The 12,634-nt window shown below is 42.6% G+C and carries 11 protein-coding genes; 5 read left to right on the top strand and 6 right to left on the bottom strand.

Going from position 1 to position 12,634, the window contains the following annotated elements; genetic code table 11:
• Positions 1–15: 15 nt before the first annotated feature.
• Positions 16–1,428, bottom strand: coding sequence for a TIGR03013 family XrtA/PEP-CTERM system glycosyltransferase (locus tag QR722_RS05225; protein WP_286285943.1), 1,413 nt, complete (start codon positions 1,426–1,428; stop codon positions 16–18).
• A gap of 157 nt (positions 1,429–1,585) precedes the next feature.
• Between QR722_RS05225 and QR722_RS05220 the strand changes: the two genes are divergently transcribed.
• From QR722_RS05220 to QR722_RS05205, 4 genes are read left to right on the top strand one after another with little or no spacing between them, the layout of a single operon-like run.
• Complete coding sequence (locus QR722_RS05220; protein WP_286285940.1) at positions 1,586–2,221, top strand: XrtA/PEP-CTERM system exopolysaccharide export protein; 636 nt, start codon at positions 1,586–1,588, stop codon at positions 2,219–2,221.
• Between the two features lie 43 nt (positions 2,222–2,264).
• Positions 2,265–3,869 (top strand): XrtA system polysaccharide chain length determinant, encoded by a 1,605-nt coding sequence (locus tag QR722_RS05215; RefSeq protein WP_286285938.1) that lies wholly within the window; start codon positions 2,265–2,267, stop codon positions 3,867–3,869.
• Complete coding sequence (locus QR722_RS05210; protein ID WP_286285936.1) at positions 3,866–4,879, top strand: XrtA-associated tyrosine autokinase; 1,014 nt, start codon at positions 3,866–3,868, stop codon at positions 4,877–4,879. Before QR722_RS05215 ends, QR722_RS05210 begins: the two co-directional genes overlap by 4 nt.
• Positions 4,827–6,509, top strand: coding sequence for a porin family protein (locus tag QR722_RS05205; protein WP_286285934.1), 1,683 nt, complete (start codon positions 4,827–4,829; stop codon positions 6,507–6,509). Before QR722_RS05210 ends, QR722_RS05205 begins: the two co-directional genes overlap by 53 nt.
• Positions 6,510–6,520: 11 nt before the next feature.
• On the opposite strand, the gene QR722_RS05200 is transcribed toward QR722_RS05205, so the two are convergent.
• Together QR722_RS05200 and QR722_RS05195 are read right to left on the bottom strand one after the other, a co-directional pair.
• A complete protein-coding gene (locus QR722_RS05200) occupies positions 6,521–6,673 on the bottom strand; it encodes a hypothetical protein (protein WP_286285932.1) in 153 nt (50 codons plus the stop codon).
• 159 nt (positions 6,674–6,832) lie between these two features.
• Positions 6,833–7,912: an XrtA/PEP-CTERM system-associated ATPase gene (locus QR722_RS05195; protein ID WP_286285930.1), complete on the bottom strand. Its 1,080-nt coding sequence runs from the start codon at positions 7,910–7,912 to the stop codon at positions 6,833–6,835.
• Between the two features lie 301 nt (positions 7,913–8,213).
• On the opposite strand from QR722_RS05195, the gene QR722_RS05190 reads away from it, so the two are divergent.
• Positions 8,214–9,056: a mechanosensitive ion channel family protein gene (locus QR722_RS05190; protein ID WP_286285928.1), complete on the top strand. Its 843-nt coding sequence runs from the start codon at positions 8,214–8,216 to the stop codon at positions 9,054–9,056.
• 89 nt (positions 9,057–9,145) lie between these two features.
• Here QR722_RS05190 and hldE read toward each other — a convergent pair whose 3' ends face one another.
• From hldE to QR722_RS05175, 3 genes are all read right to left on the bottom strand, one after another.
• Entirely contained in the window at positions 9,146–10,573 is a 1,428-nt protein-coding gene (hldE, locus tag QR722_RS05185; protein ID WP_286285927.1) for a bifunctional D-glycero-beta-D-manno-heptose-7-phosphate kinase/D-glycero-beta-D-manno-heptose 1-phosphate adenylyltransferase HldE, read from the bottom strand.
• Positions 10,574–10,673: 100 nt separating this feature from the next.
• The gene (gene trhA / locus QR722_RS05180; protein WP_286285924.1) at positions 10,674–11,333 is read right to left on the bottom strand and encodes a PAQR family membrane homeostasis protein TrhA; all 660 of its coding nucleotides are present in this window, start codon (positions 11,331–11,333) and stop codon (positions 10,674–10,676) included.
• Between the two features lie 221 nt (positions 11,334–11,554).
• Complete coding sequence (locus QR722_RS05175) at positions 11,555–12,418, bottom strand: PEP-CTERM sorting domain-containing protein (RefSeq protein WP_286285923.1); 864 nt, start codon at positions 12,416–12,418, stop codon at positions 11,555–11,557.
• Positions 12,419–12,634 lie beyond the last annotated feature (216 nt).

Genomic DNA, 12,634 nt, shown 5'->3' with positions numbered 1-12,634 from the left:
GAATTCTTTTCCACTCTAGCGCCCTTTTCCAAATAATACGACTTCCACTGTTCGAATAAATATTAACATGTCGAGCATTAAACTTTGATGCTTAACGTAATATAGATCGAATTTAAGCTTTTCCATTGAGTCTTCGACACTGGCGCCATAAGGATAATTTAACTGAGCCCATCCCGCTAAGCCAGGCTTAACGTTGTGGCGCTGATTATAGTATGGTATTTCGCGAATAAGCTGTTCGACAAATTGCGGGCGTTCTGGCCGGGGCCCAATGAATGCCATTTCGCCTTTGAAGATATTAAACAATTGGGGCAATTCATCGATGCGATATTTACGAATAAAATGGCCTATACGAGTAACCCTATCGTCATCTTTACTTGCCCACTTGGCACCATCTTTCTCCGCATCAGGTCGCATACTGCGGAATTTTTTAATCTTGAATAGTTTACCGTTTAACCCTACACGCTCTTGTTCATAGAACACCGAGGTACCTGTTCGTCTGCCATCATCTAAATAAATAATCAGAGAAGTCAGTAACATAAATGGCCAGGTGAAAAATAACACCGCAAATGCAACCAGCGCATTGATCCCGTATTCAAGAATGTCACGAAGGTAGTTTTGTGAGTTGAAGCCATTCGAATAAACCACCCAACTCGGATACATCAAATTAACCACTATCTGGCCGGTTTCTCGCTCCATGAAGTCAAGCAAATCGGTAATTTCAACCCCTCGCAAACGACAATCAAACAGCACTTCTATAGGCAAGGTACCACGGCGCTGGTCACAGGCAATAATGATTTCATCAATTTCATTATCGATTACATAGTTACGAAACTTTTCATCAATTTTGACGTGAACCAATCTTTCATTGCGAATACCATCTTCTCGGTTATCGCCAGGAATGGGGATGAAACCCAGTAGATCGAACCCCAGTCTGTCGACATCTCGACGCATGCGCTTTTCAATTATCGCCGCGCGCTCCCCCGCACCAATGACCACGATCCGCGTTCGGCCTAAGCCGAGCAAACCTAATCTATTGGTAAAGTAACGGAAGGTAACCAAGGATAAGATCACCACTCCCGATGCCACAGGCAGGAAGTAGGTATGCATACTCAATGAAGCCATAAAGGTGCTAGTTATCACCTCCAAGACAAAATAGGTTAGCGCTAAGCTGACGAAGATACGGCGGATTATGCCACGGAAAGTTTCCCGCAGCTTTGCCTCGTATAAGCCAACCGAAAGAGAAAACACCAAGACTAAAAAGGTCATCAGTGAAATATTGGCGGCAAGCTTCATGAAACTGGGTGATTCAATCTCTAAAAAGCTGACGATTAAAAAGTTTGCCAAGTACGCTGCATAGGAAACTATAACAGCTTCTGCTAAAACTAACGCATTTGACCTTTTATTCTGTTTGTTATTGGTCGCTGCCATTAACGCTTACCTGTGGATTTTTTTGACAAATTTATCATATGCTAAACGAATCTTTTGAGATAGACTAACTTTTCTGGTCAGCCATTATAGAGATTAAAACGCTCGGGTAAATGGCAGATTTGCTACATTTGTTTCTGTTTGGATAGGAAAGACATATATGAAAGCAAGTAGAATAGCGCAATTATTGGTTGTAATTGCTGCATTAGGGACCATCGCGGCATGCTCCAGCTCTAGTGGTTCCTTACCACAAGCAACAACAAGAGCGTCGTTAACTACCAATATAGATGACTACAGTTATTTAATTGGCCCAGGTGACAGTTTATCCATTTTTGTTTGGAGAAATCCGGATGTGTCAGGTTCATTCCTAGTACGTCCCGACGGTATGATAACAACCTCTTTGGTTGAAGACATTCCAGTTTCAGGCAAAACCCCAACCGCTCTAGCCCGTGATCTAGAACAGGAATTGGGCAAATACATTCGGGATCCAATTGTGACTGTGAGTGTCACAGGCTTTAACGGTCCTTTTAGTGAGCAAGTCCGAGTTATCGGTGAAGCTTCATCTCCTCGCGCTATTAGTTACAGTGAAGATATGACCCTGCTTGATCTTATGATCCGTGTCGGCGGTTTGACTGAATTTGCTGACGGTGACGACGCAAAATTGATTAGAGTAGTTGAAGGTGAGCAACGGGAATACTCCGTGCGACTTAATTCATTAATCAAGGAAGGCAATATTGCAGATAATGTAGATATTCTGCCGGGCGACATATTGATTATTCCAGAAGCGTGGTTCTAGGCCACGTTCTTTTTGTAAGTAAAAAGGTTCAGAAGAAGTATCTATGTTAGGAATTCAGGAAGCTATAGAACAAGCCCTCACCTATGTGAAGGGTGTATGGATAAAAAAACGCTATATTATCATTTCAACTTGGTTGATTTGCCCAATTGGCTGGGCTTATGTCGCCAGTTTACCTGACCAATATGCTTCGTCGGCCAGATTATTTGTTGATACCAGCAGCTTGTTACGCCCGTTATTACGGGGCCTTGCGGTTTATAACAACCCAAGTGAACAAGTTAATCTGGTAGCAAGAACCTTGCTCAGCCGACCTAACTTAGAAAAAATTGCTCGCGAAGCTGATTTAGATATTACGGTGACGACTCAGGCCGAAATGGATGAGCTAATCAATGAGATGCGCAAAGGCATTAAGTTGAACAGTACCGCCGAACAGAATATCTACAACATAAGCTACAATTCCCAATCTCCTGAATTGGCTCAAAAAATTGTCCAGATCACGTTAAATGAATTTGTTGAATCATCTTTAGGCAGTAATCGCCAAAGCAGTGACTCAGCGGAAGAATTTATTAATCGTCAGATAGAAGAGTATGAGCAACGCCTAGAAGAAGCTGAGCAACGCTTAGCAGAATTTAAGGTCAGCCGAATTGACCGTGCGCCGGGCTCAAGTCGCGACTATTACAGTCAACTGCAACGTCAGGTCAGTGATTTACAAGCAACTGAATTACGACTGTTGGAGTTAACTTCACAACTCAATGCTGCCAAGGCTCAATTGGTCGGTGAAGCCCCTGTGTTTGGTCTTGCTGCACCTGATTCCAGAGTGGCCCCGTCCGTTAATACACGCTACGACAATCGAATTGCCGCATTAGAAAGTAGAATTGATGAACTACTGATTCAATATACCGAATTGCACCCCGAAGTGGTTAAAACTAAAGGGATGCTGGATAATCTGTATGATGAGCGTGAACAGCATATTAAAAGCCTAACTGATGTGGCTGAAGAAACTGGCTCCTACAGCCAATTTGGCAATCTTAATCAGAATCCGGTTTATCAAGAGTTAAAGCTTACCGTTGCCCAATATGAAAGCCAAATCGCTCAATTGACGGTGCGCGCCACCCAAACCCGCGCCAAAATTAACGAATTAGAACGCATTGTTGACCTAGTTCCGCAAATCGAAGCTGAAGCACAGGGCTTAAACCGTGACTACGAAATTACTCGGGATAAATACCTAGAGTTAATCGGTCGTCGTGAGCAAGCTGAGCTGTCTCGTAAAGCAGAAGCTACCTCTGATGATGTTCAGTTTCGTGTAATCGATCCCCCTACTCTACCAACTAAACCCTCGGGTCCGAATCGTATACTATACTATTCAATGATCCTATTTGTAGGCTTTGGCGCAGGATTAGGTATCGCATTCTTGGTCAGCCAAGTAAATCCTGTGGTATTAAGCCCAAGTCAACTTGTGGGTAATTTCGGTATTCCGGTATTTGGTAAAGTGTCCCATATCAATGCACAAGAAATTGCCAAAGTGGATAGACGAAGGATGCTGGTATTTGCGGCATCAAGTTTAGCCATAGTATTTATTTTCATCGGGCTGGTTTATGCAGATATTGCATACGGTAGGCTTCCTATTTATCTTTTGGAGAACTTGATATGAGTACGATAGAAAAGGCGCTTCAAAAGAATAAGGCGCTTAAAACCGAGAATGAAAAAAAGAACACCTTAGAAGCAGCAGACGAAAAAGCTAAACAGTTAGCGGCTCAGCAAGAGCTTGCCAACCAAGCCACTGAGGCCGAAAGTGTGGCAAGTGCCACCACTGAAAGCGTTGAAGTGAATAGGGCAAAAGGCGAGGATATAGCGGTTGGCTCAGTGCAGCAACCGCCTGAATCCACTGTCCCCTTGCCGGATCCTCTTGTGTCTCACGATCAAGAAGCTAATCGGAAGTTTATTCCACTGACCAATATTCAAAAAGATGGCTTTGTGTCTAATTTAGGCCGAAATACTATCAATGAAGAATACCGTGCGATAAAACGTAAAGTACTCAGCAACGCCTTCGGTCCATTGTCTAAAACACTAACCAATGCCAATATCGTAATGGTCACCAGTCCTAATCCAAACGAAGGCAAAACCTTTACAGCGATTAATCTGGCATTGAGTATTGCTCTTGAACAAGACAAAACAGTTTTATTAGTGGATGCTGACGTACTTCGTCCTAGCGTGATGAAGACCATTGACCAACCTTTCGAAAATGGCTTAATGGAATATCTGTTGGGCGAAATAGATGATTTGAGTGAAGTGATCCATCACACCAGCTTAGACACTTTAAGAATTATTCCCGCAGGTAAGTCACATCACCTTTCGACCGAGCTACTTGCTAGTGAAAAAATGCTCGAGTCTGTTAGTGAATTCGCCCATAGATATCCTGACCGTGTAGTTATTATTGATAGCCCACCACTGTTGGGTATCAATGAAACTGCCATTTTAGCCAATTTAGCTGGCCAAGCCGTAGTGGTTGTGCAAGAGGGTAAAACCTCCCTTAATCGCGTCGCTCAAGCGGTTGATCATCTCAATCCGGACATGGCTAAAGGTTTCGTCATCAATAAGGCTAAACAAAGTGGCAGTCAAAACTCAGGTTATTACGGCTATTATTACGGAAGTGATGACTAACGTTGTTAAAAGGGACTTCAGTTTGAACAAAAACCTACTTTGCATTTCTGCTTTACTAGCGCTGCCTGTGGCAGCGGGTGAAATAGATTATAGTGCCAATCTGAATACATCATATGTAAATGTCTCCAGTGAAACGGGAGTGTCAAACTCTCGTTCTTCGGACACTTTTTCTGTCAGCCCAAATTTAGGGGTGACTTACACCGCAAAGCGTCTCTCCGCTGCCGTGAATGCCAGCCATCGTTATCTTGACAGACATATTTCAAATTCAAATCCCGATGCGATTGTAAATAGTAATCAGAGCAACTACACCAGTTATAACTTTAACGCCAATGCTATGGCTATAGAGCATGTACTTAGTTTTAATGTGCGAGGGGCGCAATCCTATCGAAGCACAGACGTACTAGATACATTAGTGACAGATGAAATATTTAATTCTCAACAATTAGCCAAAACTCAGCGCTCCAGTGCTGGGTTTGTGTTTACTTTGCCCAATCCTGATTATTTCGCGTTAAGCCTATCAGGCAATGTAGCTGAAGTTGACAGTGATAGAAGTGTATCTGGCAATACCCCTCTGAATAGCACAAATACCAATTATTCGGCAGTATTAAGGCAAGGTGACGAAATTAACCGGGTTAGTTGGGACATCTCGGCCAATTATTCAGACAGCGATGGTACAGGGCGCAATGACGTTATTTCTGAGACTGTAGATGGTCGCTTTTATGTTGGCTTAATAAATGATTTTAGATTGGTTACAACTGGTCGCCAGGAGAAGAATGAATTTAAGTCACAACAGGTAGAAGGCACTCGAGTACTGGAATATAACAGTTATGGTGCAGGTCTATCTTGGGCTCCACACCCTTCAAGATACATAGATGTAACCTACAATGTGTCTAATAAACAAGAGGGTGAGCAGGATAAATTCATTGGCATGCGCTTCAACTGGCAGTTTTCATCGCGAACTTCTGCTTCGGGTAACTTAAGTCGACGTTTTTTCGGTACCAGCAAAGAGTTAACCGTAGAACATAACATGCGTAAACTGCGCACTAGCATTAGCTACCAAGAAGATTTCACCACCTACTCTCGCTTGGTTGCAGGTGACACTGTTTTCGGTATTTTTGTCTGTCCAAGTGGCGCAGAAGATTTGTCTCTGTGCTATCAACCTGACTCACTAGATTACGAGTTAGGGGCTGGCGAACAATTTAATGCCTTTGATTTCACCCTTCCAGAGCTTAGTGAAGAAGCGATTTTACGAAAAACTTTAATGATTAACACCGGCTATGAGTTTCGCAGAATTCGCGCGAACTTAACCATTCGAGATACACAAACTGACTTTGTAGAATCAAATAGAACCCAGTCAACCTTCAGTACGAATTTATCCCTTAGTATGCGGTTTGGGAGACGCTCATCGGTTTCTTGGAGTAATAATTACTCTCAAGTAGCTCGTGATGTGGAAGGAGTGGGCAGTGATGATGATAAAACTTGGACGAGCTCGTTAAACTATCGTTATCAGGTAACACAAAGATTTTCTACTCGGATAGGCTTACAGTTTACCGAGCGGGACTCTCCAGTGTTAAGCCGAGATTTCTCATCGACAAGATTCACAATCAATGCGCAGTATCGTTTTAAATAAGCTCATGTTATTTAATAGTAATACAGTGCACTAATAATGAAGAGCACGCCCAAAAACATCAGGCTTTCTTTAATGTATTTACCAGGAAAGTAAGCCTGACGTCGATTTTTTCCACGCTCAATTAATTGACTGCCACTTTGCGTTACTGCTTTAAATCGTCTCATGCTACACCTACCAAGTTTATTCGGTAAACTTTATACCCGCAAAAAGTTAGAGCGGATCACTTCCAAATAGTTCATATTTTATTCAACAAATATAACTATCGGCAGATTTATAATATTTATTAGCTAAATCAATTAATTAAAAAACGCTAAACAGAAAGGTTAATCATCCGATTTCAATCTTACATAGGTTTTATATTTTTTCTTCAATAAATTGTCTATGTAACGGGTCAATTTAATCTTATGGCTGATGGCATTATCTAACGCATCAGTTAATTCATTCAACATGGTCTTATAATATTGCACATCTTTGACCCGCCCATCAGGTGTCATTTCTGACATCACACCCGCCGCTTCTGGGGCTAGCTGTGGATCAGCTTGGGGCTGTCCTGCAGCGGGTAAAGGCGTGGTACCTGTTCCCTCTTCAGGTCTAAACATCTCTTCAGATACTTCAGCGGTAACATTGTCTACGGCTTGCTCATCGAGAATTTTTAAATCTTCTAGGAATCCATATAGCAATATCCTATCCATCAAGGTGTTGATCCGTCGTGGTACACCATTGGTAAATCGGTAAATCTTGGCAAAAGCGCCATCGGTAAAAAGAGAGTCGTTGACTAGACCTGCATGGTGCAAACGATACTCAATGTATTCTTTGCATTCATCAGCCGTTAAGGGGGCCAAGTGGCAAGACGCTACTATCCGTTGTCTGAACTGCTCCATGTTAGGGGCGCGTAGAATCGGCTGCAGCTCTTCCTGACCGAGTAAAAAGCTCTGCAGAAGTGGTTTACCCTTTTCTTGGAAATTGGACAGCATTCGCAATTCTTCAATGGTTTCCAAAGGCAGGTTTTGCGCCTCATCTACAATCAATAAGGCCCTGCGTCCCGTTTGGTGTAATTGAAATAAATAGGTTTCAAGGTCCTTTAAAATATCCGCTTTGGTTTTATTCAAGGTGTTTATTTCAAATTTACTCGCGACCATTTTGACCAGTTCATCAGGCGACAATTTAGGGGTTACGATTTGCGCCGCGACTATGTCATCTTCAATATCGTTTAGCAGACTATTGGCAATGGTGGTTTTTCCGGTCCCGATATCACCGGTAATAACAATAAAACCTTCCGCCTGTGACAAGCCATATTGCAAATACGACATGGCCCTTTTATGCCATTTACTGGCAAAAAAGAAGCTAGGATCAGGCGTGAGCTGAAAAGGTTTCGATGTTAATCCATAATATTGTTTATACATTGCGTAATGTCACCCTGCGTGCCTTTAATAATCTAAGGAGCGTAGCTTAACGAGGAGCGAGTCTGTGCGCAAATATAATGCTTTAAAAAAAACCAATAATTCGCCCCATACCATCGGATTATTTAGACCAAAGTATAGTGCTAAGAGCAAATCATCACGCTAATCTCCGGCAACATTGGTATATACTTGGACATGGCTGAGCTATGCACACGTCGGCTTACGTTCTGTCTGACGGTCACCGGTTGCTTGAGCTTTTCCCGCTAGATAACCAAACCAGTTTTAATTACATAAAGGCAATAAAATGGACGAGACCCTGCAACAAGGTTCGGACACGATCGAAATGATCACCGAAAAAAGTATTGAATTAGGCATGACCTACGGGCCAAAACTGCTATTAGCCATTGTCATTCTGTTCCTCGGATTTTGGATGATAGGCGTAATGCTCAAAGGCGTCGATAAAGCATTGGATGGGGCTAAAATTGATGTCACCCTGAGCAAGTTTCTGCACAGTATTATCAGTGTTATTTTAAAATTAATGTTGATTATCGTGTTTGCCTCTATGATTGGGGTTGAGACGGCTTCGCTTATCGCTATGCTGGGTGCGGCTGGGCTTGCCATTGGCCTAGCATTGCAGGGTAGTTTGGCCAATTTCGCAGGCGGCGTATTGATCCTGCTCTTTAAACCTTTCAAAGCCGGAGACGTTATTGAATCCCAAGGGTTCTTGGGCCGCGTCAAAGAGATCCAGATTTTCAACACTATTATTCTTACATTAGACAATAAGCGTGTGGTGATCCCCAATTCACTGTTATCAAATGGCTGCGTAACTAACCTGTTTTGCGAAGAAAAACGACGCGTCGATGTGACCTTTGGCATCAGTTATGGCGATGATATCAAGAAAGTTAAAGCAATTTTGCGGGAGATTATTACTGCGGATGAGCGGGTTTTAGAAGAGCCTGGCTTCGAGATATTTGTCTCTGCCCATGCCGATAGCTCGATAAACATTTTAACCCGTAGTTGGGTGAAGAGTGAGCATTATTGGGCGGTGCATTATGACTTATTTGAAAAAGTAAAATATGCATTTGATGAAAATGACATCACTATCCCATTCCCACAACGGGATGTTCATGTGTTTCAAGGGAAATAGAAACGCGTATCTAATATATAAGTAAAAATTGCAATCCTGAACTTAGTTAAATCAGACTAAGTTCAGGCTTTATTTGCTTTCGCTGCTGTTTATCTATCTGTCCCTTCAACAATATTCTTAATAATACTGCTTGTTGAAACGCCATCTTCAAAGTTCAGTACTTTGACATCACCACCGTTAGCGATGACCTGCTTGCCTCCCGCAATTTGATGGATTTGATAGTCTCCGCCTTTAACTAGTATATCAGGCAATATTTCACTTATTAGCCTCTCTGGTGTGTCTTCATCAAACTCTACCACCCAATATACTGAGGCTAAAGCTGCAAGTACCGACATACGTCGAGACACATTATTAACTGGTCTGCCAGGCCCTTTTAACGCCCGTACTGATTGATCAGAGTTAACCGCCACAATTAACTTATCTCCCAAGGTACTGGCATTTTGTAGATAGGACACATGTCCGGCGTGTAAAATATCGAAACAACCATTGGTCATAACCACCTTTTCACCTCGACGCTTGGCACTTTCCACCGCTATGGCGAGCTGTTGCTGGGTCATGACGCCTCGACCAAACTGACTAACATGACCAACGGCCTCACTGAGTTCGGTGAAGCTGACGGTGGAAGTTCCCAACTTACCTACGACTATACTTGCTGCTGCGTTCGCCAAAGCACTGGCATCAGTTAAACTGCACCCAGAGGCCAACGCCACCGCTAAGGTAGAAATCACTGTATCCCCTGCTCCAGTGACGTCATACACTTCTTTCGCTTTGGCAGGCAAGTGCACTTCATCTTGGTCTTTTTGCAACAAGGTCATGCCCTTCTCAGAGCGGGTTACTAGCAATGCTTGTAAATCGAGACGGCTGATCATTGCATTTGCATGTGAAACCAGTGTGGTTTCATCGGCACACTCGCCAACGATAGTTTCAAATTCACCCATATTAGGTGTAAGCAAAGTGGCCCCTGCGTACTTTTCAAAATCACTACCTTTGGGATCCACGATCACAGGTACATTATGTTGCTTGGCTAACTGAATTAAAGGCTGGATATCACTAAGCGCCCCTTTGGCGTAGTCAGATAATATCACCAAGTCAGCATCTTTTAGTTGTTGGGCGAAACGCTCTTGCATTGGAGTTTTGTCAACCCCAGCAAAGCTCTTTTCAAAGTCTAAGCGGATCAATTGTTGATTGCGACTCAGTACCCGCAATTTGGTAATAGTGTCGAAACCAGGCGTGTAACAAAAATCACAGACGACCCCCAAAGAGGAGAGTCTTTGCTGCAAAATCTGCGCAGACTCATCTTGACCGGTTAGACCAATCAAAGTGACATTGGCACCTAACGCAGCAGCATTCATCGCCACGTTGGCTGCACCACCAGGACGGTCCTCGATATTTTGAATGGCTACGATAGGAACAGGCGCCTCTGGAGAGATCCTGCCTGTGGGGCCAGTCCAGTATCGATCTAACATTACATCGCCGACCACCAGAATTCTGGAGGCGGAAAAATCAGGTAACTTCATTGAGTCATTCCGTTTAAATAACTGTATTGCGTTGAATTATACCAACAATAATGAAATTTGCGCGGCTAAGTTAGAACTGCTGAATTGTTAAACAACTGAATTAAATCACGAAATAATAAATAGCATAGTAATGACAAGCGCAGCCTGCAATAACGAATAAATGCCAAATAGCATGGGTAAATTTCACAGCTTTTTGCATGTAGAATATTACCCCGATACTAAAGCATAGGCCTCCCGCCACAAGCAATAACAAACCATAGCCAGCAACGGACTGATACAGAGGATAGATCAGAATAACCGCCAACCAGCCCATAACCAAGTAAGTCACAAGGGACAGCTTGGGGAAGCGGTGCTGGGCAAAACATTTAAATATCACCCCGAACAAGGCGATTGACCATATTACAGCAATGGATGTCCAGCCAATCCAACCTCCGATGCTCACGGCCAAAAAAGGGGTATAAGTGCCTGCAATCAACACATAGATGGCGCTATGATCAACTAGCTTAAAAAAACCTTTAGCCTTTAGTCCGGTGACAGAATGATAAATGGTTGATGAGAAAAACATGATGGTTAAACTGGCCCCATATATAGCAGACGAGGCCATCGCAACAGTCGAATCACTGCGCATAAGCAGATACACCGTACCCACTATGGAAAATATCAGGCCCAATCCATGACTCACTGCATTCATCACTTCTTCTAACAGGGTATAGCCTTTTACAGGTAAGGCGGATTGTGTAGATAGATCTTTGTTCGACACTTGTGTCTTCTCATGGATTATTAACTAACAGGACCTAAGTGTAATTATTCAGCGTACACTTGTACACTGAAATTCGATTTTTAATCAAAGTTAGTTTGAGTTTGGAGTTTAACTAATATTTAGTGATATCTAAGTGCTGGGTCTATTTATAAACAGACTCAGTATAAAAAAGGGGCTGTTAAAATCACAGCCCCTTTATGCTTATCAGTTAACATTATAAATTAACTTTTTTTGCGTGACGCCATACGAAATCCAAATAAGCCTAATGCTAGCACCGCAAGGGTAGATGGCTCAGGCATTGGAATTCCCGGATTTTGGCATTCAGGCAAGTTAGGGTTTTGACCGCAACCAGGAGGAAGGGATTCACCAGCTAACAAGAACGAACGAATATTTTCCAGTGCAAGAGCTTCATCACTCGATATACCCGAGAGCCAATCAATATCGCTGATTGTTACAATACGACCAGCATTGTTAACTAGATCGGACGTTGCATAGGCTACCCCAATATTGAAGCCATCAGCAGCTACCTGAGCAGCAAATACTTTTGCAGGATCAGAAACAAACAACTGTCCTGGTGCATCTATATCAAAAGTAGTATTACGAATATCATTTGGTCCAACTAATATTGTAGTGTCAGGTGTTAAAAAAGTACCTGTAGCATTAGAAGGGGAATCTCCTGCGCCACCGAACATCATGGCGGTGTCACCGGTAAGTTCGATAAAAATACTTTGCACCCAATCGTTGTGAGTTTCACAACAAGGTCGCTCAGTTTGTCCGTAGAAGCCACCACCGCCGTTAACAAAATTAATAACGTTTTGCGCAACTGCCACGCCTGGATTCGATAAAAACCCTCCATCCCAAACGACATCGAAAGCCGACATGTCAGTAGGTGCACCACCCCAGCTATTAATAACCGTTAATGTATCACCAAAGGTATTTTCAAATAAATCAGTCCATCCCCCAGAGCTTAATCGCCCACCTTCATCTACTACTAATATTGCAGCTGCGGAGGCTAGGCTAGATGATAACGCTAGCGTTCCTGCCAAAAGCAAAGAGCTAATATTTTTTACTATTTTTTTATTCATTTATTTATCTCCCTATACTGTGAATACAACGATAGTTACTTTCATAACTACGAATTGAGTAAAATACACCTTTACTGTTCAATTATTAAGCAATTGTAATGCCGTATTATAATATTCTTAGATTATCAGCTAGTTGCGAATTCATGACTGGCCAGTAAAGTAGAATATGTAAAATATCCTGACAGTTAAGCTTGATTTTATTCTCTCGCCTTGGAG

It is taken from the genome of Aliiglaciecola sp. LCG003 (assembly GCF_030316135.1).
Taxonomy (GTDB): domain Bacteria; phylum Pseudomonadota; class Gammaproteobacteria; order Enterobacterales; family Alteromonadaceae; genus Aliiglaciecola.
Note: the sequence above shows the minus strand (reverse complement) of the source record. Positions and strands in the feature narration are given on the sequence as shown.